The sequence below is a fragment of the Mariniluteicoccus endophyticus genome, from assembly GCF_054780035.1.
The window spans coordinates 97,794-124,179 of record NZ_BAAGXC010000020.1; the positions used below are offsets into that span (position 1 = coordinate 97,794).

A 26,386-nucleotide genomic window follows, 5' to 3' on the forward strand; every position below is an offset into this window, starting at 1 on the left:
CGAAGTCCCCACGAACCCGAAGTCCCCACGAACCCGAAGTCCCCACGAACCCGAGACCAGGAGCATCACACATGAAGATCGACCGCAGGCACTTCCTCACCCTCGCCGGTGGCGCCGTGACCGCCGCCACCGTCACCGCGTGCGCCGGCACGGGTGGCTCGCCCGCCCCCGCCCAGAAGGGTGAGGCCGGCGTCATCAAGTTCTGGTCCAACCACCCCGGCAAGTCCAAGGACCTCGAGCAGAAGCTCATCGACGCCTTCGTCGCCGCGAACCCCGGCACGAAGGTCGAGCTCGTCGACGGCGGCGCCAACTACGAAGAGTTGGCCCAGAAGTTCAACGCCGCGCTGACCGGCGGCGACCTGCCCGACGTGATCGTCGCCTCCGACGTCACCTGGTTCAACTTCGCCCTCAACAAGGCCATCACCCCGCTCGACGACCTGTGGAAGTCGGAGGGCATCAAGTCCGACGACTACGTCGACACGCTGCGTGACGACTACCTGTTCAACGGCAAGCACTACGCCATGCCGTACTCCCGCTCCACGTGCCTCATGTACTACAACAAGGACATGTGGGCGAAGGCCGGCCTCGGCGACCAGGGCCCGAAGACGTGGCAGGAGTTCGACCAGTTCGCGGCCAAGCTGCAGGCCGCCGAGCCGAACGTCGCCCCGCTCGGCATCCCAGACGGCTCGAACTACCTTGACTGGTACTTCCAGGGCATGATCTGGACCTTCGGCGGCAAGTACTCCGACAAATGGGACATGAGGTTCACCACGCCCGAGTCGATCGAGGCGGGCAAGTTCCTGCAGTCGATGACGCAGGCCAAGAAGATCAAGATCTCCAAGGACTCCGTCAACGAGTTCGCCACAGGCCTCAACGCCGCGCTGCTCGAGTCGACCGGTTCGCTCGGCGGCCTGAAGAAGACAGCCAAGGTCAACTTCGGCACCGCATACCTCCCCGGCCCGAAGCCCGGCTGCCCCACCGGCGGCGCCGGCCTGGCGATCCCGGCGAACATCTCCGACGAGCGCAAGAAGCTCGCCGTGAAGTTCATCGAGTTCATGACCAACCCGGCCAACACCTCGACCTTCACGCAGGCCACGGGCTACATGCCGGTCCGCAAGTCGGCGCTGGAGGACCCCTCGGAGAAGAAGTACCTCGATTCCGAGCCGCGCGCCATGACGGCCATCAAGCAGCTCGCCGAGAACACGGCCCCGCAGGACTACGCACGGGTGTTCGTCCAGGGCGGCGGCAAGCGCATCGGTGAGGGCCTCGACAAGATCACCACGGGTGGCCAGGACGTCGCCGCGGTCTTCAAGGCCCTGGCCGACGAGACCCAGAAGATCATCGAGCGCGACATCAAGCCCAAGCTCTGACCCAGCACCACCACCGGGTACGCCGGCTCCGCTGGGGCCGGCGTACCCCCACCACCGAGCAGAAGGAGCGCCATGGCGTCAGTGACCTTCGACGGCGCGACCCGTCGTTTCGACCAGCAGTCCCGTCCCGCGGTCGACTCGCTCGACCTCGAGATCGCCGACGGGGAGTTCCTCGTCCTCGTCGGCCCGTCGGGCTGTGGCAAGTCGACGAGCCTGCGCATGCTCGCTGGCCTCGAACCCACCGACGAGGGACGCATCGTCATCGGCGACCGCGACGTCACCGGCGTACGCCCCCGCGACCGCGACGTCGCCATGGTCTTCCAGAGCTACGCGCTCTACCCGAACATGACCGCCCGCCAGAACATGGCGTTCGCCCTCGAGAACCAGCGTTTGAAGAAGGCCGAGATCGGCGAGCGCGTCGAGGAGGCCTCGAAGATCCTCCAGCTCGACGACCTGCTCGACCGCAAGCCCGCGAAAATGTCCGGCGGCCAGCGCCAGCGCGTCGCGATGGGGCGTGCCATCGTGCGCCAGCCCGCCGTGTTCTGCATGGACGAGCCGCTGTCGAACCTCGACGCCAAGCTGCGCGTCTCGACGCGCTCCGAGATCGCCGCGCTCCAGCGCCGGCTGGGCACCACCACCGTCTACGTCACCCACGACCAGACCGAGGCCATGACGATGGGTGACCGCGTCGCCGTGCTGCTCGACGGCCAGCTGCAGCAGGTGGCCTCCCCCGACACCCTCTACGACCGTCCCGCGAACACGTTCGTCGCCGGCTTCATCGGTTCGCCGGCGATCACACTGATCGACGACGTCCCCGTCTCCGGGGGATACGCCAGCTTCGGCCACCGCGGCCACGCGCTCCAGCTGCCCGGCCGCGTCGAGGGTGGCCGCGTCACCGTCGGCGTACGTCCTGAGTCGTGGCAGCTCACGCCGGCCGAGGACCCCGAGGCACTCGAGCTGAAGGTCGACCTCGTCGAGTCGCTGGGCGCCGAGGTCTTCGCGTACGCCACCCCGCTGCACTCGCAGGACGGCGTGACGGTGCGTGCCGACCGCGTGACCATCCGCCTCGACAAGAGGCACAAGCCGGAGATCGACGACGTGCTGCACGTCAAGCCGGTCCACGGCGAGGTCCACTTCTTCGACGCCACCACGGGCGCGAACATCGCCCTCTGACGCCCAGGCGTACTGGGTGTACTCGGCCTCAGGCTCGAGCACGACACCACCGAACAACGACACACCTCTCTCGGCGGCCAGCCCCCGATCACCTTGGCGGCGTGGGCGGCGGGTCATCCCTTCACGTCAACCACCCAAATGTCATGAACGTCCCTGTTACCGACACCTAGGTCGCCCGGTCGGCGCGGAGCCACGGGCCCAGCAGCCGCGTCGACAGCGGCAACAGGAAATAGGTCATCAGGGGCGTCATGATGCAGATCGACACGAGCACGCGTGCCCAGATCGGCCACGTCGGCACGAGCCAGGACAGCAGGTAGTTCATCACCAGCGACAGAGGCAGGAACGGCAGGAAGATCGACACCGACTGCTTCCAGCGCGGCGGGGCGGGCGTCATCGCCTCGCGGACGACGACCGACGACGGCTCGTCGAACCAGCCCTCGATGCCGGTGCGGTGCTCGCGGTGGGCGTCCTCGATGTAGGGCGTGGCCATCTCGAGCCAGTGGGCGCGCTGGTCGGACTGCTCCCACGTGGCCAGCGACGCCTCGTCGGCGAAGCGGTAGACCATGTGCCACATGGTGGAGTCGGGGCGCGTACGCATCCAGCCGGAGCCGAGATAGCCGGGGAACGCGCGGGCGAGCTCCTGGCCGGCGCGGGCCCAGGCGTTCGCGTACTCGGAGCGGTCGAGCGGAACCTCGCGGGCGATGGAGACGGTGATGGGATCGGACACGGCCGTCGAGGTTATCCCTCGACGGCCGTCCCGGTCATCTCGAAGTCGTTCAGCAGCCGATGAGGCGCTGCGCGAGGTAACCCTCGACCTGGTCGAGCGCCACGCGCTCCTGGCCCATCGTGTCGCGGTCGCGGACGGTCACCGCGTCGTCCTCGAGCGTGTCGAAGTCGACGGTGATGCAGAACGGCGTGCCGATCTCGTCCTGGCGACGGTAGCGGCGGCCGATGGCCTGCGCGTCGTCGAAGTCGACGTTCCAGGTCTTGCGCAGCCGGGCGGCGAGATCCCTCGCCTTGGGCGAGAGCTGCTCGTTGCGCGACAGCGGCAGCACGGCGGCCTTCACCGGGGCGAGGCGGTGGTCGAGCTTGAGGACCGTACGCATGTCGGTGCCGCCCTTGGCGTTGGGCACCTCCTCCTCGGCGTACGCGTCGACCATGAAGGCCATCAGCGAGCGCGTGAGGCCGGCCGCGGGCTCGATCACGAACGGCGTCCAGCGCTCACCGGCCTGCTGGTCGAAGTACTGCAACTGCTTCTCCTTGCCGGAGTGCTCGCCGTGCGTGCGCAGGTCGAAGTCGGTGCGGTTGGCGATGCCCTCGAGCTCGCCCCACTCCGAGCCCTGGAACTGGAAACGGTACTCGATGTCGACGGTGCGCTTCGAGTAGTGCGACAGCTTCTCCTGCGGGTGCTCGTAGTGGCGCAGGTTGTCGCGCTCGATGCCGAGGTCGACGTACCAGTCGGTGCGGGCGTCGATCCAGTACTGGTGCCAGCCCTCGTCGGTGCCGGGCTTGACGAAGAACTCCATCTCCATCTGCTCGAACTCGCGGGTGCGGAAGATGAAGTTGCCGGGCGTGATCTCGTTGCGGAAGGACTTGCCGATCTGGCCGATGCCGAACGGCGGCTTCATGCGGGCCGAGGTCATGACGTTGGCGAAGTTCACGAAGATGCCCTGGGCCGTCTCGGGGCGCAGGTAGTGCAGGCCCGACTCGTCCTCGACCGGGCCGAGGTAGGTCTTCAGCAGGCCGTTGAACTGGCGCGGCTCGCTCCACTGCTCCTTGGCGCCGCAGTTGGCGCAGGCGATGAGGTTCAGGTCGACCGAGTCGGGATCGGTGATGCCCTTCTTCTCCGCGTACTCCTCCTGGAGGTGGTCCTCGCGGAAGCGCTTGTGGCACGACTTGCACTCGACCAGCGGGTCGACGAACGCCTTGATGTGGCCCGAGGCCTCCCAGACCTTCGGCGGCAGGATGACCGAGGAGTCGAGGCCGACGATGTCGTCGCGCGAGGTGACCATGGTGCGCCACCACTGGCGCTTGATGTTCTCCTTCAGCTCGACACCGTAGGGGCCGTAGTCCCAGGCCGACCGCGTACCGCCGTAGATCTCTCCGCACGGGAACACGAACCCGCGCTCCTTGCAGAGGGTGATGACTTTGTCGAGCTTCGACTGGGGGGCCATGGTTCTCCTCGTGATCGTGGGCGTACGCCGGGGCGTCGCCCCACGGGCACCCGGCTGGCGCCCGCGTGGTCAGGGGGAAGGCTATCGGACGCGCGGCAGGTTCTCCCCCACCTCGGCGGGATCGTCGTACGCCGACGGCTCGTCGATCGAGCGCGAGAGGAACGGCACGAGCGTCATCTTCGACTCGTAGCCGCCCAGCGCCCGACGATAGGCCCCCACGTTGTCCCAGTGGGTGACGAGCGCCCACAGCTCAGGGTCGTCGAGGTTGCGAACGTGGTCGAGCGACTTCAGTCCGGGCTTGGTGCGCAGCAGCTCGAGGGCAGGCGCGGCCGAGGCCTCGTAGGCCAAGGCCTGAGACTCCGGCACACGGAAACGGTTCACGACGATCATGGGCGAAGACTACGAGACCGCGTCTCCGACAAGACGTTAATGAACTTGACTTTCATCTACAGGGGGCGTACCAATGTCTGTCATGCGACAGATCCCGCGCGCGCTCGGCGCAGCCCTCACGGTCCCGGCACTCCTCCTCGCTTCGGCCTGTGGGGGCAGCGGAACGCAACCCGGCGGCGGCACCCAGCCTGGTCAGCTGAAGGTCGTCACCGCCTTCTACCCCCTGCAGTACGCCGCCGAGCGTGTCGCGGGGTCTGACGCGAAGATCGAGAACCTGACCCAGCCCGGCGCCGAGGCCCATGACCTCGAGCTCTCGCCCAAGCAGATCGCCGCCCTCAGCGATGCCGACGTGGTCGTGTACCTCAAGGGCTTCCAGCCGGCGGTCGACAAGGCGATCGAGCAGGCGAAGCCGAAGAAGGTCGTCGACATGGCGTCGGTGGTCAAGATGCACCCGACCACGAAGTCCGGAGAGCACGACCACGAGCACGGGGACGAGCACGGCGAGGATGAGACGGCGACCCCGGGCGCCACCGACGAGCACGGGGGTGAGGAGCACGAGGAGCACGACCACGGCGGCGTCGACCCGCACGCCTGGCTCGACCCGAACAACATGGGCCAGCTGACCCACGCCGTCGGCGCGGCGTTCGGCGAGGCCCGCCCCGAGAAGAGGGACGCGTTCACCCAGAACGCCGAGGCGGCCGAGAAAGACCTGAAGTCCCTCGACGACTCGTTCAAGGCGGCCCTCAAGAACTGCAAGCGCCGCGAGTTCGTGACCTCCCACCAGGCGTTCGGCTACCTGGCCGAGGCATACGGCCTGAAGCAGATCGGCATCCGCGGGCTGAGCCCCGACGAGGAGCCGTCGCCCGCCCGCATCGCCGAGGTCCAGAAGCTCGCCAAGGAGCACGGCGTGACCACGATCTTCTACGAGCAGCTGGTCTCCCCCGCCGTCTCGGAGTCGCTCGCCCGCGACCTCCAGCTCAAGACCGACGTGCTCGACCCACTCGAGGGTTTGACCGACAAGTCCAAGGGCAAGAACTATGTAGAGGTGATGCAGTCCAACCTCAAGTCGCTGCAGGCGGCCAACGAGTGCGCCTGACGCAAGCCAATCGTGAGACCCCGCCCGGGCCCGCCGCATCGTTCGACAACGTCTGCGTGAGCCTCGGCGGGGTGCTCGTGCTCTCTGGAGTGTCCACCCACGTCGGGGCGGGCGAATCCGTCGCGCTCATGGGCGCCAACGGCTCCGGCAAGTCCACGATGATCCGGGCCCTGCTCGGGCTGGTGCCCAGCCAGGGCTCGATCGAGCTCTTCGGGACCCCGCACCGACGCTTCCGCAACTGGTCGCGCGTCGGCTACGTGCCCCAGCGCTCGTCGGGCTCCCTGGCCATCGCGACCGTCCGCGAGGTCGTCGCGTCCGGCCGGCTGCCGAAGCGTACGCCGTTCCTGCCCCCGTCGGCCGCCGACCGCCGTGCCGTCGACGAGGCGCTGGAGCGTGTCGGCCTGGCCGGCCGGCGCCGAGAGGAGATGGCCAACCTGTCCGGCGGCCAGCAGCAGCGCGTGCTCATCGCCCGGGCACTGGCCGGCGAGCCCGACCTGATGATCCTCGACGAGCCCATGGCTGGCGTCGACCTCGCCACCCAGGAACAGCTCACCCAGGTGCTGTCCGGGTTGAAAGACGGCGGCCTGGCGATGCTCGTCGTGCTGCACGAGCTCGGCCCGCTGAACCGCCTCATGGACCGTGCCGTGGTCCTGCGCGACGGTCGGATCATCCACGACGGCGCTCCCCTGCGCGAGCACGAGGACGGCCACGAGCACATCGACGACCCCGACCCCCACGTCCTCCTCGACGACCCCTTCCCCCCGACCGGCAGGCAGTGATGATCGAGCTGTTGAACTACCCCTTCATGCGCAGGGCGCTGGTCGCCGCTGTGGTGACCGGACTGATGGCTCCGGCGATCGGCACCTACATCGTGCAGCGCCGACTGTCGCTCCTGGGTGACGGGCTCGGCCACGTCGCCATCGCTGGCGTGGGCCTCGCACTGATGACCGGTTCCGCCCCGACGCCCATGGCAGTCGTCACTTGCGTGATCGGTGCCGTGATCGTCGAGCTGCTGCGCCAGCACGGCAAGGCCTCGGGTGACGTCGGGCTGGCGATCCTGTTCTACGGCGGCCTCGCCTCCGGCGTCCTCATGGCCGGTGTCGCTGGACAGGGGGCGGGCGCGCTGTCGCAGTACCTGTTCGGGTCGATCACCACCGTCAGCGACTCCGATGTCGTCCTGGTCCTCGTGCTGGGCGCACTCGTGCTCGTCCCGTGCGTGGGGCTGCTGCCCCAGCTGTTCGCTATCTGCGCCGACGAGGAGTACGCCGAGGTCCTCGGCCTGCGGGTGCGCGTCTACAATCTGCTGGTGGTCGTGCTCGCCGCCGTCACCGTCACCATCGCCATGCGTACCGTCGGCCTGCTGCTCGTCAGCGCCCTCATGGTCATCCCGGTGGCCGCCGCCAACAACATCGTCCGCGGCTTCACCGCGTCGCTGTTCACTGCCATGGCTATCGGCGCACTCGTCGCCGCCGGCGGCGCAGCCGGATCGTTCTACGCCGATGCCGCGCCCGGCGGCCTGATCGTGGTGATCGCCATCGCAGTGTTCGTCGCCTCGTGGCCCATTAGTCTTCTTCGAGACAGGCGGAGGTCGGCGCTGCTGCACGCCGGCCATCCCCACATGACTGCAGCACAGACGCGTGAAGGGAGCCGTCCATGACCGGCCTCAACCTCCCCGGCGGCCAGCCGCCCCAACGGCGTACGCGCCAGCGGGCCGCGGTGGCCGCGATCATGGCCGAGCAGACCGATTTCCGGACCGCGCAGCAGATCCATGACCTGCTGCGCGCCAACGGCGACCAGATCGGCCTGACCACCGTCTACCGCACGCTTCAGAACATGGTCGAGTCCGGTGAGGTCGACGTGATCCGCACCGAGACGGAGGCCGCTTACCGCCGCTGCGCCAGCGAGGAGCACCACCACCACCTCGTGTGCCGACAGTGCGGTCACACCGTGGAGATCTCCGGCCCAGCCGTCGAGAATTGGGCCCACAAGATCGCCGAGGAGAACGGCTTCCGCGACGTCGGCCACGAGCTCGAGATCTTCGGCACCTGCAGCAACTGCTGACTCACCGCAGCCGCGCGGCGAGCTCTTGTCCCCGACGCCACAGCTCGTCGGCACGCTCCCTGAGCTCGCCCGCACGACGTGCCAGCTCGGCCAGCTCGTCCTCCTGACGGTTCAGATCGCCCACGTAGCGCTGGTACAGCCCAGACTCCGAGGCGAGGTTGGCCATGTTCTGCCGGATGCGCTCCTGCGTCCCGGCGATCTCCTCACGCCGCCGCTCGGTGCCCTCCTGGCTGCGCTGGACCTCCGCCCGCTCCGCCGTCAGGTCAGCGATCTGCTCGAGAAGGTCCCGACGACGCGGGTCGATCGAGCCCGACGTGAGGCAGTGGCGCAGCACCGCCTCGTCCGCGAGCGTCGCCTGGGTGTCGGAGTGCCTGACCCGGCGTACACCCACGCGCAGCCGCGCCTCCTCCCGCGCCGCCGCGCGGGCCTGGACCGGCAGAGTCGCCTCGTCGTCGCCCTGCACGTACGGGTCGCGGCCCGCCAGCAGGACGCCGAGGCGCCAGTGCTCGCCCACCTGCTGGGGGGCCGGTCCCTCGACGACGACCTTCGTCCCCGGAAGCTGACGCAGCACGACCATCACGAGCCGGTCGCCAGCCGCCGTCGACGACAGCGTCAGCCCGACCGGGTCGGTCTGCGTGGTCGTCGTGCGCAGGAGCCCGTTCACGACCGAGGTCTCGACCTCGTGCTCGGCCGGCGACGTCGCGTGGTGGACCTTCACCGCCAGGTCGCGCGCGTACGTGATGATCTGGTCGCCGCCGGGCAGCAGGTCGTCCAGCTGGGCCGTGCCCGCGTACGATCCCCCGTCCAGCACGGTCACCGGTCCCGACGTCAGCTGGAGGTCTGAGTCGTTGCGCAGGAGCAGGCCGCGCATCGGGTGCTCGGAGTCGACGTCACAGTCGTAGACCGACAGGCGGCTCATGGGCAGGCGGTGCTGGATGATCGGCAGCATCGCCGACGAGTGGCGCGGGATGGTGACCGGCTCACGGACCGTGTAAGCCACGTCGAGCCCGACCTCGGCGGTGTCGACCTCGGGCTCGACGGTGTGCGCCTCGGCCGCCATCCACTTCCCAGCGGCGCGCATGGCCGCCCGCGGGGCGGCCGCCGGAGCGGCCCCCACCTCAAAGTTCGGCACGTCGAGGTAGTCATAGCTGCTCGGCACGACGCTGCGGGTGACGGCTGGGTCGACCCGGGGACGGTCGACGTGGCGCGGCGTGGCCAGGTTGGTGACGAAGCTCATCGGGTGGCCGGCGACCACGGAGACGGTCACATCGGCGAGGTCCATGCTGGTCGGGTTGTCGACGATGGCCCAGCCCTGCAGGTCGGCGTACCCGTCGTCGCCAAGCGTGAGGCGGTAGGCGGTCTTCCACACTGGCATCGGACGGACGTACGCGAGTTCGACCTCGCGCTCGCCGTCGCCGCGCAGGCGAACGGTCACCTCGCGCTCCTCCGTGCGGCGGTGACCCGCGATGGCCGTGAGCGCCGCCTCCAGGTCGGCGGCGACGCGCTCGTCGGTGAAGCGCAGCGACCGGATCTCGCCCAGCTCGATGCGGCGCAGCCCGTCGGCGGAGTTGAGGACGAGGTGGGAGCGCTCGGGCCCGCGCGGGTCGGCGATGGTGTCGACCGCAAGGATCCGGCCGGTGACGTCCTCGCTGGTGCGTACGCGGACCTCCTCACCGCGGGCCTGGCGCAGGACGGCGACGAGCGAATCGGACTGGGACAGGTCGAGCGAATAACTGGCGAGCACGCGCGACAGCGGATCCTCCGCCGGGAACCCGACCGTCGGCGCCGCACCACCCGGATCGGCCACGACGACGCTCTGGAGCAGGTCGTCTATCGCCTCCGGCGCAACCGACAGCCTCATCTCCTCGTCGCCGCTCACGGTGCCGCGATGGATGAAGTAGCCGACACCGTTTCGTTGGACGACCACCTCCCGGACCGACAGGGTGTGCGAGTCGTGGTTCTGCTGCTCGGGCGCCATGACGCCATCGTCGCACCGGGGAGGTCCGTACCAGCGTGGCGGTGCAGTCCCTGTTCGAGGCGCACGCCGACGCCGACCCCGCCCCGCACCGCCAGAGGAGACCACCATGTTCCTGCAGATCGACGACCTGATGCCGAGGCCGGCCCACGGGGGACCTGCCTGCCTTCACGCCGCCGAGTGATGACGACGATCCTCGGCGGACGCGTCACGGGCCTCCCGATCGGCCCGCACCGCAACGTGGAGCTCGGTCAGCCGACGGTGTGAGGCTACCGGTCCGGCCTGCTCGATCCCGCGTCCGGCGGCATCTGGGGCGAGCGGCGGCACCGCCTGTTCGACGACGTGCGGGGAATCGGGCTCGAGACCGTAGTCACGAGGGACGTCTTTGACACCGCGCCCGACAACGTGACACTTGTCGCCGCGCCACGGCCCTGTGTTCCCTCGCTCGAGGGGTACGAGTGCTGACGGCGTCCCCGGCGGAGCCGCTCAACGCTCCAGGTGGGCCATCGAGCGCAGGCCGCGCTCCAGGTGCCACTGCGTGAACGCCGACACCAGGCCCGAGCCCTCGTGGACCACTGCGGCTTCGACGTCGCGGGTAGCGGGCCAGTCACCGGTCAGGAGCGCAGCCAGGTAGGCCAGCGTCTCGGGGCGCGGGAAGACCGATCCACTGGGGCGGCAGGTCGAGCAGACCACGCCTCCGGCGGCCGGGTTGAACCAGCGGTGGGGACCCTCCACCCCGCAGCGCGCGCAGTCGGTGAACGTCGGCGCGTAGCCCGCGGTGGCCAAGGAGCGCAGCAGGTAGGAGTCGAGGATCGTCGCCGTCGCGCGCGGACCATCGCTCGTGCCCTCGTTGAGGACGCGCAGCGCGCCCACGAGCAGGCGGTACTGCTGGACGGCGGGCTCGTTCTCCTCCGCCACCAGTCGGTCGGCGGTCTCGAGCATCACCTGACCGGCGGTGTAGCGGCCGAAGTCGTGGGCCAGCGGTTCCCCGTACGCGCGGATCGACTCGACCTGCGCGACGATCTCGAGGCTCCGGCCGCTGGCGAGCTGGATGTCCACGTGGCTGAACGGTTCGAGGCGGGCGCCGAACTTCGACGAGGTGCGGCGTACGCCACGGGCCGCCGCGCGGAGCTTGCCGTGCCGGTGCGAGAGCAGGGTGATGATGCGGTCCGCCTCACCCAGCTTGTGGGTGCGCAGGACCACCGCCTGGTCGCGATAGGTGGGCACCCAACGATTCTGCCTCAGCGGCGGGACGTCGCACCGAGGACGCGCTGGGCGACGGTCCACGTGCCGGTGACGGCGAGGACCAGCAGGGCGGTCTCGAGCGCGTACGGCACGCCCGCGCCGTTCAGCGCCGCGCCACCCAAGGCGATCACGAGACGGTCGGTGCGGGTGACCAGCCCCCTGGCGGCCGGCAGGTCGAGCGCCTCGGCGCGGGCCCGGGCGTACGAGGTCACCTGACCGGCGACGAGCGCCCAAACCGCGACGCCCACCCATCCCCGGGGGCCGGTGCCCGCGAGGAAGACCGCCAGACCGCCCAGGACGGCGCCGTCGGCGACGCGATCGAGGGTCGAGTCGAGGAACGCACCCTCGGGCGAGGTGCGGCCCGTACGGCGCGCGACCTCGCCGTCGAGCATGTCGAGCGGTGCGACGAGCGCGACCGCGATGGCGCCCTGCCACAGCCAGCCCTGCGGGAAGCACACGACCGACACGACCACCACCCAGACCGTCCCGCACCAGGTCAGCACATCGGGGCGTACGCCGGTGCGGGCCAGCGCCGCGCCCAGCGGGACGACGACCGGGTCGGCCATCCCACGGACCCGATCCAACGCCATGGGTCCGACCTTACGGCAGCGGGACCGACAGGATGCGGTCGTCGCCAGGGCGTGGTTCGCCGCGGAATGTGTTGCTGGTGACGACCCACAGGCGCCCGTCCGAGGACGCGCTCACATGACGGATGCGCCCGTGCCCCTGCAGGACCGCTCGCTGCTCGCCCGTCGCGAGGTCGACCCGCCACACCTTCTCGCCGCGCAGGGCGGCGACGTAGGCGATGTCACCGACGATCGCCATCCCGCTGGGGGACGCGTCCTCGGGCGTCCAGACCTTGACGGGGTTGACGTAGCGGGCGTCGTCGGCCATCCCCTCGACCACGGGCCAGCCGTAGTTCTGCCCCGGTCTGATCTCGTTCAGCTCGTCCCACGTGTTCTGGCCGAACTCGGTGGCGTACAGTTTGTCGCCGCGCCACGCGAGGCCCTGGACGTTGCGGTGGCCCATCGACCAGACGCGGTCCCCGCGGGGGTTGCCCGGCGATGGAGCGCCGTCGGCGGTGACGCGCAGGATCTTGCCCGCCGGGTCGGCCGGGTCCTGCGATCGCGGTTTGTCGCCCGCCTCCCCCGTCGCCACGTAGAGCTGGCCGTCCGGTCCGAACGCGATGCGGCCGCCGTTGTGGGTGGGCCCCTTCGCCAGTCCGTCAACGATCACACGGTCGGGCACCAGATGGCCCCCGTCGAGCCGCAGCCGGACCACGCGGTTGTCCGTGGCGCTGGTGTGGTGCACGTAGACCAAGTGGTCCTCGGCGAATGCCGGTGAGACCGCGATGCCGTGCAGGCCGCCCTCCCCCTCGGTCTGGACCCCCGGCACCGTGCCGACGTCGGTCGTCCTGCCGTTCGCGATCTGGAGCACGCGTCCGCTGTCGCGCAGCGTCACGAGCGCCGACCCGTCCGGAAGGAGGGCCACTCCCCAGGGGACCTGAAGGTCGCGGGCGATCTCCACCGGCTCATCGGCCGTGGGCTCCTTCGACGCTGCGGTCGCCGACGGAGGCCGTCCCGGGGCCGAGGGGGTCGCCGCCGGGCCTGTGGTGGTCACCGGGCCCGCGGTGGTCGCCGCCGGTGACGACGAACCGCGCTCTGGCGCGGTCGTGCACGCGGCGAGCAGCACCGCGCCTGCAAGGGTCGCGGACAGCAGGAGACGTGGTGCCGACATGTCTCCATCATCGCAAGGTCCCTGGGCCTGGCGCTGACCGGTCCGCTCTCCAAGCGAGCTCTCTCACGCCCCCTCTGTTCTCCGATCGAGCGCCAGCGAGACGAGGAGCGTGCCGAATCATCCAAGAGTTGGTGCCACTCGCCCAGAATCAGATGGTTCGGGGCAGCTTTTCGCTGATTTGGCACGGGCTCCTCGTCTCGGCCGTGACCGGCCTCGCGGAGCGGGGATGCGGTGGCCTCCCCCGGGGAACGGCGACGAGGGGCGCGCTCGAAGGGCGGGAGATCCACGACGGCTAGGCTGGGTGGGTGAGCAAGCGCAGCACGCCCCGCCCACCCAAGCGCGGGCCAGTCCCCGAGCCCAGCGGCGCCCGGCCGCCGCAGATCCCGGCCGACGTCCTGCCCAAGCACGTGGCGATCGTCATGGACGGTAACGGCCGCTGGGCGAAGCAGCGCGGGCTGAAGCGCACCGAGGGCCACGCCCGCGGCGAGGACGCACTCTTCGACGTCATCGAGGGTGCCATCGAGGTCGGTGTGAAATACCTGTCCGTCTACGCGTTCTCGACCGAGAACTGGAAGCGATCGCCCGACGAGGTGCGCTGGCTCATGGGCTTCAACCGCGACGTCATCCACCGCCGCCGCGACCAGCTCGACGCGATGGGCGTAAAGATCCGGTGGGCGGGACGCCGCCCGAAGCTGTGGGGCTCGGTCATCCGCGAGCTGGAGGAGGCCGAGGAGCAGTCGAAGGACAACGACGTGCTCACATTGCAGTTCTGCGTGAACTACGGCGGCCGCGCCGAGATCGTCGACGCCGTCCGCGAGATCGGTCGGCTGGCTGCGGAGGGGAAGATCGACCCGACCCGCATGACCGAGGACCGTTTCCGCCAGTTCCTGGACGAGCCCGAGATCCCCGACGTCGACCTGTTCGTCCGCAGCTCGGGTGAGCAGCGCACTTCGAATTTCCTGCTGTGGCAGTCGGCATACGCGGAGATGGTGTTCCTCGACACGTTGTGGCCTGACTTCGACCGTCGCGACCTGTGGCGCGCGATCGAGACATACGCCCACCGTGACCGCCGCTTCGGCGGCGCGCTCCCCAACGAGGTGCCCGAGACGCACGGACGCTCTGGACATCTGTCCTGAGCGTCTCATGAGAGTTCCGACCAGACTGTCGGGATCTGTCGACAGGTGCCGGGCGCATACGTAACGTGAGCCCATGGAGAACGATCAACCCACCCCTGAGCCGTCACGCTCCGTCCTTCGCAAGAAGGATGTCGAGACCGTCATCCACCAGAACGACCAAGACCCGACCGAGGAGGGCGGCGGCGCCAAGCTGCAGAAGCGTCTGGGCGCTCTCGACCTCATGGGCGTGGGCATCGGCATGGTCATCGGCACCGGCATCTTCACGCTGACCGGCGTCCAGGCGAAGTACAACGCCGGTCCCGCCGTCGTCATCGCCTTCCTCGTCGCCGGGGTCGTCAGCCTCTTGGCCGCCCTCTGCTACTCCGAACTGGCGTCGTCGGTCCCGACCGCGGGCAGCGCCTACACCTACGCGTACACGACGATGGGTGAGATCTTCGCGTGGATCATCGCCTGGGACCTCGTCCTCGAGTTCGCGCTGGGCGCCTCGGTGGTGGCGCGCGGCTGGTCGGGCTACCTGGGCTCGATGCTGGGCCTGCCGACGCAGTGGTTCGGCGAGAAGTCGACCGTCAACATCGGCGCCGTCATCATCACGCTGGTGCTGGGCCTCATCGCCGCACGCGGCATCAAGGAGTCGAAGTTCGTCACGAACGCCCTGGTCGTCGTCAAGGTGTCGGTCTGCGTGTTCGTCGTCGCCCTCGGCGCATTCTTCGTCAAGACCCAGAACTGGGTGCCGTTCGTGCCGCCGTCGGCGCCCTCCGACCCGAGCCAGTCCAAGGGCGGGCTGCGCGAGCCGCTGTGGCAGTTCGTGACGCAGGCCGAGCCCACCGCGTTCGGCGTCCCCGGCATCCTCATGGCCACGGCCGTGGTCTTCTTCGCCTACAGCGGTTTCGAGGTCGTCGCCAACATGGGCGAGGAGGCGAAGAACCCGGCGAAGGACATGCCGAAGGGCATCATCGGCACGCTGCTGATCTGCACCCTGCTCTACATGGCAGTCTGCCTCGTCGTGACCGGCATGGTCCACTACACCGACCTCGACGAGGGCGCCCCCATCGCCGAGGCCTTCAAGGCCGTGGGCCAGGGATGGGCCGGCATCCTCATCTCGATCGCCGCGCTGTGCGGCCTGACGTCGGTCATCCTCATCGACATCATCGCCATGGGCCGCATCATGTTCGCCATGTCGCGCGACGGCCTGCTGCCGCCGTCGGTCGGCCACGTCAACCCGAAGACGAACACCCCGACGCGCGTGACCTGGGCGACGACGATCGCCGTCGCCACGCTGAGCGCGCTGGTCCCGCTGAAGGACCTTGCCGACATGGTGTCGATCGGCACGCTGTTCGCGTTCTTCATCGTGTCGCTCGCGGTCATCGTGCTGCGCCGCACCCGCCCCGACATGGAGCGTCCCTTCCGCGTCCCGCTGGCCCCGTTCGTGCCTGCAGTCTCCGCGCTGGCGTGCGCGGCGCTGATGGCGAGCCTCGGCGTCGACACGTGGATCCGGTTCGTGGTCTGGATGGCACTGGGCCTGTTCATCTACTTCGTCTACGGTCGACGCCACTCCCACCTGGGGCGTGGGGAGTCGGCCTCGACGTCGTCGATGGAGTAGGTCGCAGGCTCAGCGGTCGAGCCCCAGGCTCGCCACCACCTTGCCGGAGGCGTCCCAGACCTCGGCGCGGCCGACGGCCGCCGCCCGCAGCATGGACACGTGCGGCGGCCGGGTTCCACCGGCCGCCGCACAGTCGTCCTTCCAGAGGGCCTCAGGAGGCGCGGTTCACCGCGTTCACCACGGCCTTCAGCGAGGCCGTCACGATGTTCGCGTCGATCGCGACCCCCCACACGACCTGGGCGTCCTCACCCTCACCGACCTCACACTCGACGTACGCGGCGGCCTGCGCGTCACCACCGGTCGACAGCGCGTGCTCGGTGTAGTCGAGGACGCGTACCTTTTGACCGACCGACGCCAGCGCGTCGACGAACGCCGAGACGGGGCCGTTGCCCTCGCCGTGAACGGCGGTCTCCTTGCCCCGGACCCGCAGGGTGGCATCGACGGTGTCAGTCTCACCGTTGGAGCTGGTGGCGTTGACCTTCGCGAACTCCAGCGGGCCGGTCGCCTTCAGGTATTCAGCCTCGAAGACCTCCCAGATCTTCGCCGACGGGATCTCACCGCCTTCGGAGTCGGTGTGGGCCTGGACGACGCGCGAGAACTCGATCTGCAGGCGGCGCGGCAGGTCCATGCGGTGCTCGGACTTCATGATGTAGGCCATTCCGCCCTTGCCCGACTGGGAGTTGACGCGGATCACGGCCTCGTAGGTGCGGCCGACGTCGTGCGGGTCGATCGGCAGGTAGGGCGCCTCCCAGTCGATCTCGGAGACGTCGATGCCCTGTTCCTTGGCCTTCTTCTCCAGAGCCTCCAAGCCCTTCTTGATGGCGTCCTGGTGGGAGCCGGAGAAGGCGGTGTAGACCAGGTCGCCCGCGTACGGGTGGCGCGGGTGCACGGGCAGGTTCGTGCAGTACTCGACCGTCCGGCGGATCTCGTCGATGTCGGAGAAGTCGATCTTGGGGTCGATGCCCTGGCTGAACAGGTTCATGCCCAGGGTGACCAGGTCCACGTTGCCGGTGCGCTCGCCGTGGCCGAACAGGCAGCCCTCGACGCGGTCGGCGCCGGCCATGAGGGCCAGCTCGGTGGCGGCGACGGCGGTGCCGCGGTCGTTGTGCGGGTGGAGAGACACGGCGACGTTCTCGCGGTTGCGGACGTGGCGGATGAAGTATTCGATCTGGTCGGCGTAGGTGTTCGGTGTGGACATCTCGACCGTCGCCGGCAGGTTCAGGACGATCTCGCGGCCCTCACCCGGCTGCCACACGTCCATGACCGCATTGCACACCTCGACGGCGTAGTCGGTCGGCGTCTGGGTGAAGATCTCCGGCGAGTACTGGTAGCCAAACTCCACGTCCGCCAGGTATTGCTCGGCGTACTTCATGACCATCTCGGTGCCGCGCGTCGCCAGGGCGATGCACTCGGCCTCGTCGACCTTGAACACGACGCGTCGGAACAGCTCGGCGGTCGCGTTGTACATGTGGATGTTGGCGCGGTGGGCGCCGGCCAGCGACTGGGCGGTGCGGTCGATCAGGTCCTCGCGGGCCTGGGTCAGGACGGAGATCGTCACGTCCTCGGGGACGGCCTCCTCCTCGATGAGCTGGCGGACGAAGTCGAAGTCGGTCTGGGAGGCCGAGGGGAAGCCGATCTCGATCTCCTTGTAGCCCATGCGCACCAGCATGTCGAACATGCGGCGTTTGCGGTTGGGCGTCATCGGGTCGATGAGGGCCTGGTTGCCGTCGCGCAGATCCGTCGAGAGCCAGCGCGGGGCCTCGGTGACCTTCTTCGTCGGCCAGGTGCGGTCGGGCACGTCAACGGGCTGGAAGGCCGTGTATCGGCCGAACGGCATGGGGCTGGGTTGCTGGACAGGCTTGGACTGGGGTCGCGTTCCGAAGGGGTTCATCATGTCTCCTCGCTCGTGCGGGTGGTGGGGCGGACACACCGAACTCCGCAGCGAGGGGGCCGCCCGTCAGTGGGCCTCGCTGCGGCAGTTAAGGAGGAGAGCCCCTCGGAGCACGCACGCCATGCGGACACCTTACGAGGTCGGCCACGGGCCGGACACCCCCGTCCCGCGATCCGGACCGCGGGGACGCATCCCGCCCACCGGACCGTCTCAAATATCGAAAGGATCTGTTCACAGAGCGAACGACTGCCTACGGTGTGATCCACATCATGACGCGAGACCCACGATGTGGGATGAGGGGCATCAATGACGAGCAACTCCGCGCCAGCGGGCAGCGACACCCAGATCGCCGTGGAGCTCACGGGCTGCACACGTACGTTCACGACACCCGGCGGGGGCACCTACGACGCCGTACGCGACATCACGCTGTCCGTCCCCGCCGGCCGGTTCGTGTCGATCGTCGGTCCGACGGGATCGGGCAAGTCGACCATCCTGAACATGGCGGCGGGACTCCTGAGCCCCACCGCGGGCCGCGTCCAGTCGTTCGGCACGCCGGTCCAGGGGGTCAACCGGCGAGCGGCGTACATGTTCCAGCAGGACGCCCTCCTCCCCTGGAAGACCGTGCTGGACAACGTCGCCCTCGGGCTGACCATGGCGGGTACGCCGAAGGGCGAGGCGCACGCCCGCGCCGAGGAGTGGCTGGCCCGCGTCGGCCTCAAGGGCTTCGGCAACCGCTACCCGCACCAGCTCTCCGGCGGCATGCGCAAGCGCACCGCCGTCGCGCAGGCGTGGATCGTCGACCCCGACATCCTGTTCATGGACGAGCCCTTCTCCGCGCTCGACGTGCAGACCCGCCAGATCATGGAGAACGAGCTCCTCCAGCTGTGGGGCGACTCCGGCAAGGCCGTCGTGTTCATCACCCACGACCTCGACGAGGCCATCGCCCTGTCCGACGAGGTCGTCATCCTCGGCGCGGGTCCCGGGTCCACCATCGTCGCCCGCTACGACATCAGCCTCCCCCGCCCGCGAGACCTGCTCGACATCCGCGACGACCCGGGCTTCGTCGAGATCCATCGCGAGATCTGGTCGCGACTCAAGCAGGAGGTCGAGAAGACCTACGCCAACCAGGCGAACCAGGAGTGACGATGTCCAAGACCACCACCACAACCGCGAACCCGAGCGCCGACGCCTCAAGGAAGGCGCTCGGCGACAACCCGCTCAGCGAGGTCGGCGTGGGACGGCCCCGCCGTGAGACGCCGGGCTGGCTCATGCGCGTCTACCAGCTCGCGCTGGCCGTCGTGCTACTCGTGGCCTGGGAGCTCCTCGGCCGTGCCGGGGTCATCGACGAGTTCTTCTTCCCGCTGCCCTCTGCGATCTTCGCCACGATGGGCACCTGGATCGCGTCGGGCTACATCTTCCCCCACTTGTGGGTGACGGTGCAGGAGGCCCTCCTGGCCTTCGTCATCGGCGTGGCGGCAGGTCTCTTCCTCGGCTTCCTGCTGGCCCGCGTACGCTTCCTCGAACGCCTACTGGACCCGTTCCTACAGATGTTCAACGCGCTCCCCCGCGTCGTCCTCGCGCCCATCTTCCTGCTGTGGTTCGGGCTGGGCATCTGGTCGAAGGTCGCCTTCGGCGTGACGCTGGTCTTCTTCATCGTCTTCTTCAACACCCTCGAGGGTGTCCGCAGCGTCGACCGGGTCCTCATCAACAACGCCCGCATGCTCGGCGCCAAGGAGTCCGACCTCCTCAAGCACGTGTTCATCCCGAGCGCCCTGACCTGGATCTTCTCAAGCCTCCACATCTCGGTCGGTTTCGCCATCACGGGTGCGGTCGTCGGTGAGTACCTGGGCGCCTCGGCGGGTGTCGGCTATGCGATCGCCCAGGCCCAGGGTGTCTTCGACACCAAGGGCGTCTTCGCCGGCATGTTCATCCTCATGATCGTCGTCCTCGTCGTCGACGTCCTCGTCAACCGTCTCGAGCGCTACCTGCTGCGCTGGCGTCCCACGACCCAGTCCTGAACCACCCGCACCCGTCTTCTTCCAGCGTCGAAAGGACCAACCATGAACCGGAAGAGCTTTCTCTCTTTGAGCGTCGCCGCCATCGCGGGCGCCGCACTCACTGCCTGCGGGACCCCCGCCTCGGCCCCGCCCGGCCAGGGCGGGTCCAACGGCTCCGGCTCGGGTGGCGGCAGCAAGGTGGTCATCGGCGTCGGCGGGCAGACGCTGCTCACCTACCTGCCGACGACGCTCGCCCAGCAGCTCGGCTTCTACAAGGAGGCTGGCCTCGACGTCGAGCTGCAGGACCTCCAGGGCGGCTCGAAGGCGCTCACGGCCATGATGGGCGGCTCCACGCAGGTCACCTCCGGCTACTACGAGCACACGATCCAGATGCAGGCGAAGAACCAGCAGATCAAGGCCTTCGTGGACATGGGCCGCTCGTCGGGCGTCGCCCTGGTGGTCGCCCCGAAGAACAAGGACACCATCAAGTCGATCGCCGACCTGAAGGGCAAGACGGTCGGTGTGACGGCTCCCGGGTCGTCGACCGACATGTACCTGAAGTACGCCCTCACCAAGCAGGGCCTGAGCAAGGACGCAGCCTCCGTAGCCGCCGTCGGCGCCGGCTCAGGTGCCGTCGCCGCCGTCCAGAACAACCAGGTCGACGCCGCGGTGATGCTCGAGCCCGACATCACCGTGCTCAACAAGCGCATCGGCTCCGACCTGCCGGTCATCGGCGACCTTCGTTCGCTCGACCAGGTCAAGGCCACCTACGGCGCGGACGCCTGGCCGTCGTCGTGCCTGTACGCGAAGTCGGACTGGCTCGAGAAGAATCCCGAGACCGCCAAGAAGCTGGCCCAGGCCATCGCCAAGACCCTGCAGTGGATCCAGACGCACAGCGCCCAGGAGATCGCCGACAAGATGCCGGAGGCGTACGCCGGCGGCGACAAGGCGCAGTACGCGGCCGTCATCGAGAGCCTCAAGCACACCCTCAGCACCGATGGCCGGTTCACCGAGGACGGCGCGAAGGCTGTGCTCGAGACGCAGCGCGTGGCCAACCCGGAGGTCGGTGAGAAAAAGATCGACCTCGCCCAGACCTACACCAACCAGTACCTCGGCTGAGCATGGCTGACATCGTCGCCCCGCTCGCCGGGGTACGCGTCCTCGAGCTGGGCAACTACATCGCCGCGCCCACCGCCGGCCGGCTGTTGGCCGACTTCGGCGCGGACGTCATCAAGGTCGAGCGGCCGGGGACCGGTGACGAGTTGCGGCGCTGGCGCCTCCACGGCGGGACGACCTCGTTGTTCCACCGCACGATCAACCGCAACAAGCGCTCCATCGTCATCGACCTGAAGTCCGAGGCGGGCCGCCGCACCGTGCTGGAGCTCGTCGGACAGGTCGACGCCGTGCTGGAGAACTTCCGTCCCGGAACCCTCGAGGCATGGGGTCTGGGGCCCGACGTGCTCGAGGAGGCCAACCCCGGGATCGTGCTGACTCGCGTGTCGGCGTACGGACAGACCGGGCCGCTGGCGACCCGTCCCGGGTTCGGGTCGGTGGCCGAGGCGTACGGGGGCCTGCGTGAGCTCGTGGGTGACCCCGACCGGGCCCCGGTCCGGGTCGGCGTGTCGATCGGCGACACGCTCGCGGGACTGTACGCAGCCTTCGGCACGCTGATGGCGCTCTACCAGCGCTCGGAGCTGGGGGTGGGCCGGGGTGAGCCGACCTCCGTCCCGCTCGGGCAGCGCACGGTCGACGTGGCGCTCCACGAGGCGGTCTTCTCTACGCTGGAGGCACTCGTGCCGGAGTACAGCGCGTACGGAGTCGAGCGCCACCGCATGGGTGGGCGGCTGGAGGGCATCGCCCCCACGAACTCGTACGTGTGCGGAGACGGGGCGAGCATCGTGGTCGGCGGCAACGGCGACAGCATCTTCGGCCGGCTGATGCGGCTCGTCGGCCGCCCCGACCTCGCCGACGACCCGACTCTGGGCGACAACGCCGGGCGCTGGGCGCGTCGCGACGAGCTCGACGAGGCCATCGGCGGCTGGGCGGCCGGTCGGACGGCGGCCGAGGCGCTGGCGGAGCTCGACCGCGCCCAGGTCCCGTCGGGCCCGATCCACCGGGCCCGCGACATCGTCACCGATCCGCAGTTCACCGAGCGGGCCATGGTCCAGTACCTGCCGACCGACGACGGCGAGCGGGACCTCGGCGAGGTGGCCTTCCCCGGCATCACGCCGATCATCGGCGACCGTTCCCTGCCGATCCGCAACCTCGGCCCCGACCTCGGTGCCGACTCAGTCGGGGTGCTGGAGGACCTGCTGGGGCTCGATCGCGCAAGGGCCACAGACCTGGCCGACGAGCTCGCCGGACGGGCGGTGGCCCCGTGACCGCCCGCATCCGTGACGTGACCCTTCGCGACGGGTTGCAGCTGACGGACGGGCGTCTGTCGGCCGCTGACCGGGTCGGCCTGGTCCGGGCGCTGCTCGCCCTGGGTGTCGACAGTCTGGAGATCGGGTCGATGGCACGCCCGGACCTCGTGCCTTCGATGGCCCCCACCCTGGAGGTCGTCGCAGCCCTCACCCCCGAGGAGCTGGAGCGGTGCTGGGTCTGGGTCGCGACGCCCGGCCAGGTGGCTCGCGCCGCCGCGGCGGGCGTACGCGGGGTGCAGTACTGCCTCAGCGTGACCGACGAGCACAACCGCGCCAACGTCGCCCGGACGACCGAGCAGAGCATGGCCGCGCTGCCGGAGGCGCTGGAGATCGCCGCCGCGCATGACGTCGCCGTACAACTGTGCCTCGCAACCGCCTTCACCTGCCCGTTCACCGGACCCGTCGACCCGGAACGGGTGCTGACGCTCGTCGCCGATGAGCGTGGCGCGGGCTGCTCCGACGTCGTCGTCGCCGACACACTGGGTCAGGCCAACCCGGCAGAGGTGCGCGACCTGGTCCACCACGTCGTGGTGGAGGCCGCGGACCGACCGGTGTCGTTCCACGGCCACGACACGTGGGGCATGGGGGTCGCGAACGCGCTGGCAGCCATCGAGGCGGGTGCCGACACCGTCGACGGCGCGCTGGGTGGCCTGGGCGGCTGCCCGTTCGCGCCGGGTGCCTCCGGCAACACCGCGACGGAGGACCTGGTGTTCGCCCTTCGCCCGGACTGGCTCGACCAGGACGGGTTCCGCACGCTGGTCGGACTGGGCGAGGGGGTCCTCGCGTCGCTCGGTCAGGAGTCGCGGTCCCGCAGCGCGCAGGGCGCGAGGTCGAAGGCCGGGTCATTCGGCTGGACGTTCGCTGCGGCCGGCTGAACCCTCAGGACGATGTCGGGGCTCGCCCACCGAGCATGCGGGTGATCCGGTGGGCGGCGCCGACGACCGGCTCGACCCACTCGGAGAGTCGGCCGCTGGGCATGCGGAACGTCGGCCCCATCACGGTGACCGCGCCCACCACCTCGGCATGGGCGTCGAACACGGGGGCGGAGAGTCCGCTCGCCCCCGACTCGCGTTCTCCGACGGTGATCGCGAACCCGTCCTCGCGGGCCTGCACCAGTGCCCTGCGGAGCGCTTCGGGATCGGTGATCGTCCGCTCCGTGAGCGGTGCGAGACCGCCGGACAGCACCCGTTCGGCCAGCTCCGGGTCGTGAGCGAGCAGCACGTGACCGGCCGAGCCTGCGTGGACGGGCATCGCCTGCCCCACTCGCATGGGCCGGCGTACGCCGTGGCGGGTCTCGGCGACGGCCGTGCACACCCGCACTCCCGCCGAGGCCTGGTAGAAGCACGCGGTCTCCCCCAGCTCGTCACGCAGGTCTGACAGCACCGGCCGGACGACCTCGAGCACGTCGACGCCTCGCGCCGCCGCGGCCGCCCAGTAGGCCACGCGTACGCCGATGCGCAACCCCTGGGCGTCCCGGTCGAGGAAGCCCTCGTCGACCAGGTTGGCCACCAGCCGCTGGAGCGTCGAGGCGGGAAGGCCGGTCGCCTCTCGGAGGTCGCCCAGGCTCAGCACCGGACGTTCCAGCGTGAAGCTGTCGAGGATAGCGCTGATCTTGCCAAGCACGAGCAGCTGGCCGGCGCTGCGTTCCTCGGGCATGGCGACAGCCTAGGGGGTCGGTCAGTCGGTGCCGAACTCCATGGCCGCGCGGTCGAGCGCCTCCTGGTCGTCGTCGGGACCGATGCCGCCGGCGATCTGTTTGCCGCCGCCCTGCTCGAGCTCGCCGACGAGCTCGGCGGTCGCGCCGCCGACGATGCCCATCTGGGCGTACTGCTCGAGGCGCGAGCGCGAGTCGGCGATGTCGAGGTTGCGCATGGTGAGCTGGCCGATGCGGTCCTCGGGGCCGAACGCGGCGTCACCGACGCGCTCCATCGACAGCTTGTCGGGGTGGTAGGAGAACGCGGGACCGTCGGTCTTGACGAACTGGTAGTCGTCACCGCGGCGCAGGCGCACCGTGACCTCTCCGGTGACGGCCGAGCCGACCCAGCGCACCAGCGACTCGCGCAGCATGAGCGACTGCGGGTCCATCCAGCGGCCCTCGTACATGAGGCGGCCCAGACGGCGTCCCTCGTTGTGGTAGTTCGCGATCGTGTCCTCGTTGTGGATCGCGTTCAGAAGCCGCTCGTACGCGATGTGGAGCAGCGCCATGCCCGGGGCCTCGTAGATGCCGCGCGACTTGGCCTCGATGATGCGGTTCTCGATCTGGTCGGAGACGCCGAGCCCGTGGCGTCCGCCGATCTCGTTGGCCTTCATGACCAGGGCGACGGCGCTGTCAAACGTCTCACCGTTGACCGCCACGGGGCGCCCCGACTCGAAGGCGATCGTGACCTCCTCGGTGGCGATCTCGACGTCCTCGCGCCACGACGCGACACCCATGATCGGCTCGACGATGTCGAGGCCCGAGTCGAGGCGCTCAAGGTGTTTCGCCTCGTGGGTGGCACCCCAGATGTTGGCGTCGGTCGAGTAGGCCTTCTCCTTGGAGTCTCGGTAGGGCAGGTCGCGCTCGGACAGCCACTGACTCATCTCGTCGCGGCCGCCGAGCTCGTTGACGAAGTCGGTGTCGAGCCACGGCTTGTAGATGCGCAGGTTCGGGTTGGCCATGAGGCCGTAGCGGTAGAACCGCTCGATGTCGTTTCCCTTGTAGGTCGACCCGTCGCCCCAGATGTCGACGCCGTCCTCCTTCATGGCGCGCACCAGGAGCATGCCGGTGACGGCGCGGCCCAGCGGCGTGGTGTTGAAGTAGGTCTTGCCGGCGGTGCGGATGTGGAACGCGCCGCACATGAGGGCGACGAGGCCCTCCTCGACCAGCGCCTCACGGCAGTCGACCAGGCGCGACAGCTCGGCGCCGTATTGCTCGGCACGACTGGGCACCGACGCGATGTCGGGCTCGTCGTACTGGCCGATGTCAGCCGTGTAGGTGCAGGGGATGGCCCCCTTCTCACGCATCCACGCGACAGCGACCGAGGTGTCGAGACCACCCGAGAAGGCGATACCGACACGCTCACCGACAGGGAGACTCGTCAAGACCTTGGACATGGCCCCCACGCTAGCGCATAACTATTCCGAGTGTCGAATGAGTATTCCTCAGAAGCCGAGGCGGTTGAGGTACTTGGGGTCGCGCTGCCACTCCTTGAGCACCTTCACGCGCAGGTCGAGGTGGACCGGCGTGCCGAGCAGCGCGGTGATCTGGTGCCGAGCCGCGGTGCCGACCTCGCGCAGGCGCGAGCCCTTGTGGCCGATCATGATGCCCTTCTGGGAGTCGCGCTCGACGATGAGGTTGGCGAAGATGTCCAGCAGCGGCTTGTCGTCGGGTCGCCCCTCACGCAGCCCCATCTCCTCGATGGTGACGACGATCGAGTGGGGCAGCTCGTCGCGTACGCCCTCCAGCGCGACCTCACGGATGATCTCGGCCACCAGCGTCTCGGTGGGCTCGTCGGTGATCTCGCCGTCGGGGTAGTACTGCGGGCCCTCCGGCAGCAGCGACACCAGCACGTCGCACACGTCGTCGACCTGCGCGCCCTCCACGGCCGACACCGGCACGATGTGCTCCCACGTGATGTCGAGCTTCTCCTCCAGCGCCTGGATGGCCATGAGGTGCTCCCGCATGCGCGTGTCGCCGACGAGATCGGACTTGGTGGCCAGCGCCACGAGCTTCGGGCGACGCTCGAGCTTGGCGATCTCACCGACGAGGAACGTGTCGCCCGGACCGATGCGCTGGTCGGCGGGCAGGCAGACGCCGATGACATCGACCTCCGACCAGGTGTCGTGGACGAGGTCGTTGAGACGCTCCCCCAGCAGCGTGCGCGGCTTGTGCAGACCCGGGGTGTCGATCAGCACCAGCTGGGCGTCGGGCCGATGGACGATGCCGCGGATGGCGTGACGCGTCGTCTGCGGCTTGTTCGACGTGATCGCGATCTTCGAGCCGACGAGCGCGTTGGTCAGGGTCGACTTGCCAGCGTTCGGGCGGCCGACGAAGCAGGCGAAGCCGGAGCGGAAGCCCTCGGGAGCATTGGTGAGTTCCATGATTCGACCATTCTCCCCCACCCGCGCCACTTGCGCAC

24 protein-coding genes are annotated in these 26,386 nt (G+C 69.2%); 13 read left to right on the forward strand and 11 right to left on the reverse strand.

Annotated elements, in window-relative coordinates; translation table 11 throughout:
- Positions 1-71: 71 nt before the first annotated feature.
- On the forward strand, positions 72-1,370 hold the full coding sequence (locus ACYVGD_RS09810; RefSeq protein WP_460743266.1) for an ABC transporter substrate-binding protein: 1,299 nt from the start codon (positions 72-74) through the stop codon (positions 1,368-1,370).
- A gap of 72 nt (positions 1,371-1,442) precedes the next feature.
- Positions 1,443-2,543: an ABC transporter ATP-binding protein gene (locus ACYVGD_RS09815; protein WP_460743268.1), complete on the forward strand. Its 1,101-nt coding sequence runs from the start codon at positions 1,443-1,445 to the stop codon at positions 2,541-2,543.
- A gap of 166 nt (positions 2,544-2,709) precedes the next feature.
- On the opposite strand, the gene ACYVGD_RS09820 is transcribed toward ACYVGD_RS09815, so the two are convergent.
- The 3 genes from ACYVGD_RS09820 to ACYVGD_RS09830 form a co-directional block, all read right to left on the reverse strand.
- Positions 2,710-3,270 carry an antibiotic biosynthesis monooxygenase gene (locus ACYVGD_RS09820; RefSeq protein ID WP_460743270.1) on the reverse strand — a complete coding sequence of 187 codons (561 nt, stop codon included), beginning with the start codon at positions 3,268-3,270 and terminating at the stop codon, positions 2,710-2,712.
- A gap of 49 nt (positions 3,271-3,319) precedes the next feature.
- Positions 3,320-4,717 carry a glycine--tRNA ligase gene (locus ACYVGD_RS09825; RefSeq protein WP_460743272.1) on the reverse strand — a complete coding sequence of 466 codons (1,398 nt, stop codon included), beginning with the start codon at positions 4,715-4,717 and terminating at the stop codon, positions 3,320-3,322.
- An 81-nt stretch (positions 4,718-4,798) separates the two neighbouring features.
- Complete coding sequence (locus ACYVGD_RS09830) at positions 4,799-5,107, reverse strand: antibiotic biosynthesis monooxygenase family protein (protein WP_460743273.1); 309 nt, start codon at positions 5,105-5,107, stop codon at positions 4,799-4,801.
- Positions 5,108-5,189: 82 nt separating this feature from the next.
- On the opposite strand from ACYVGD_RS09830, the gene ACYVGD_RS09835 reads away from it, so the two are divergent.
- The 4 genes from ACYVGD_RS09835 to ACYVGD_RS09850 are packed head-to-tail and all read left to right on the forward strand — an operon-like array spanning position 5,190 to position 8,264.
- On the forward strand, positions 5,190-6,203 hold the full coding sequence (locus ACYVGD_RS09835; protein WP_460743275.1) for a metal ABC transporter substrate-binding protein: 1,014 nt from the start codon (positions 5,190-5,192) through the stop codon (positions 6,201-6,203).
- 56 nt (positions 6,204-6,259) lie between these two features.
- The gene (locus tag ACYVGD_RS09840) at positions 6,260-6,982 is read left to right on the forward strand and encodes a metal ABC transporter ATP-binding protein (protein WP_460743277.1); all 723 of its coding nucleotides are present in this window, start codon (positions 6,260-6,262) and stop codon (positions 6,980-6,982) included.
- Positions 6,983-6,993: 11 nt separating this feature from the next.
- Positions 6,994-7,860, forward strand: a complete 867-nt coding sequence (locus tag ACYVGD_RS09845) for a metal ABC transporter permease (protein ID WP_460743279.1) — start codon at positions 6,994-6,996, stop codon at positions 7,858-7,860.
- Entirely contained in the window at positions 7,857-8,264 is a 408-nt protein-coding gene (locus ACYVGD_RS09850; protein ID WP_460743281.1) for a Fur family transcriptional regulator, read from the forward strand. Before ACYVGD_RS09845 ends, ACYVGD_RS09850 begins: the two co-directional genes overlap by 4 nt.
- A 1-nt stretch (position 8,265) precedes the next feature.
- On the opposite strand, the gene ACYVGD_RS09855 is transcribed toward ACYVGD_RS09850, so the two are convergent.
- The 4 genes from ACYVGD_RS09855 to ACYVGD_RS09870 form a co-directional block, all read right to left on the reverse strand.
- Positions 8,266-10,242, reverse strand: coding sequence for a hypothetical protein (locus ACYVGD_RS09855; protein ID WP_460743283.1), 1,977 nt, complete (start codon positions 10,240-10,242; stop codon positions 8,266-8,268).
- A 483-nt stretch (positions 10,243-10,725) separates the two neighbouring features.
- Positions 10,726-11,466, reverse strand: a complete 741-nt coding sequence (recO, locus tag ACYVGD_RS09860; RefSeq protein WP_460743285.1) for a DNA repair protein RecO — start codon at positions 11,464-11,466, stop codon at positions 10,726-10,728.
- Positions 11,467-11,480: 14 nt separating this feature from the next.
- Positions 11,481-12,074: a phosphatidylinositol phosphate synthase gene (pgsA, locus tag ACYVGD_RS09865; RefSeq protein WP_460743287.1), complete on the reverse strand. Its 594-nt coding sequence runs from the start codon at positions 12,072-12,074 to the stop codon at positions 11,481-11,483.
- 10 nt (positions 12,075-12,084) lie between these two features.
- Complete coding sequence (locus ACYVGD_RS09870) at positions 12,085-13,221, reverse strand: PQQ-dependent sugar dehydrogenase (RefSeq protein ID WP_460743289.1); 1,137 nt, start codon at positions 13,219-13,221, stop codon at positions 12,085-12,087.
- Positions 13,222-13,526: 305 nt separating this feature from the next.
- Here ACYVGD_RS09870 and ACYVGD_RS09875 point away from each other — a divergent pair, with 305 nt between their 5' ends.
- Positions 13,527-14,357 (forward strand): isoprenyl transferase, encoded by an 831-nt coding sequence (locus ACYVGD_RS09875; RefSeq protein ID WP_460743291.1) that lies wholly within the window; start codon positions 13,527-13,529, stop codon positions 14,355-14,357.
- Positions 14,358-14,430: 73 nt separating this feature from the next.
- Complete coding sequence (locus ACYVGD_RS09880; RefSeq protein ID WP_460743293.1) at positions 14,431-15,957, forward strand: APC family permease; 1,527 nt, start codon at positions 14,431-14,433, stop codon at positions 15,955-15,957.
- A gap of 151 nt (positions 15,958-16,108) precedes the next feature.
- Here ACYVGD_RS09880 and leuA read toward each other — a convergent pair whose 3' ends face one another.
- Positions 16,109-17,848: a 2-isopropylmalate synthase gene (leuA, locus tag ACYVGD_RS09885; RefSeq protein WP_460743295.1), complete on the reverse strand. Its 1,740-nt coding sequence runs from the start codon at positions 17,846-17,848 to the stop codon at positions 16,109-16,111.
- Positions 17,849-18,154: 306 nt separating this feature from the next.
- On the opposite strand from leuA, the gene ACYVGD_RS09890 reads away from it, so the two are divergent.
- From ACYVGD_RS09890 to ACYVGD_RS09910, 5 genes are read left to right on the forward strand one after another with little or no spacing between them, the layout of a single operon-like run.
- Entirely contained in the window at positions 18,155-18,991 is an 837-nt protein-coding gene (locus ACYVGD_RS09890; protein ID WP_460743297.1) for an ABC transporter ATP-binding protein, read from the forward strand.
- 2 nt (positions 18,992-18,993) lie between these two features.
- Positions 18,994-19,866, forward strand: coding sequence for an ABC transporter permease (locus ACYVGD_RS09895; RefSeq protein ID WP_460743299.1), 873 nt, complete (start codon positions 18,994-18,996; stop codon positions 19,864-19,866).
- A gap of 42 nt (positions 19,867-19,908) precedes the next feature.
- Positions 19,909-20,964 (forward strand): ABC transporter substrate-binding protein, encoded by a 1,056-nt coding sequence (locus tag ACYVGD_RS09900; RefSeq protein ID WP_460743301.1) that lies wholly within the window; start codon positions 19,909-19,911, stop codon positions 20,962-20,964.
- Between the two features lie 2 nt (positions 20,965-20,966).
- Positions 20,967-22,226 carry a CaiB/BaiF CoA transferase family protein gene (locus ACYVGD_RS09905; RefSeq protein WP_460743303.1) on the forward strand — a complete coding sequence of 420 codons (1,260 nt, stop codon included), beginning with the start codon at positions 20,967-20,969 and terminating at the stop codon, positions 22,224-22,226.
- Positions 22,223-23,143 carry a beta/alpha barrel domain-containing protein gene (locus tag ACYVGD_RS09910; protein WP_460743305.1) on the forward strand — a complete coding sequence of 307 codons (921 nt, stop codon included), beginning with the start codon at positions 22,223-22,225 and terminating at the stop codon, positions 23,141-23,143. Before ACYVGD_RS09905 ends, ACYVGD_RS09910 begins: the two co-directional genes overlap by 4 nt.
- Before the next feature lie 4 nt (positions 23,144-23,147).
- Here the strand turns inward: ACYVGD_RS09910 and ACYVGD_RS09915 are convergent, their stop codons facing one another.
- The 3 genes from ACYVGD_RS09915 to era are packed head-to-tail and all read right to left on the reverse strand — an operon-like array spanning position 23,148 to position 26,348.
- On the reverse strand, positions 23,148-23,924 hold the full coding sequence (locus ACYVGD_RS09915) for an IclR family transcriptional regulator (protein ID WP_460743307.1): 777 nt from the start codon (positions 23,922-23,924) through the stop codon (positions 23,148-23,150).
- A 21-nt stretch (positions 23,925-23,945) separates the two neighbouring features.
- The gene (gene argG / locus ACYVGD_RS09920; RefSeq protein ID WP_460743309.1) at positions 23,946-25,361 is read right to left on the reverse strand and encodes an argininosuccinate synthase; all 1,416 of its coding nucleotides are present in this window, start codon (positions 25,359-25,361) and stop codon (positions 23,946-23,948) included.
- Between the two features lie 48 nt (positions 25,362-25,409).
- On the reverse strand, positions 25,410-26,348 hold the full coding sequence (era, locus tag ACYVGD_RS09925; protein WP_460743311.1) for a GTPase Era: 939 nt from the start codon (positions 26,346-26,348) through the stop codon (positions 25,410-25,412).
- Between the last annotated feature and the right edge of the window lie 38 nt (positions 26,349-26,386).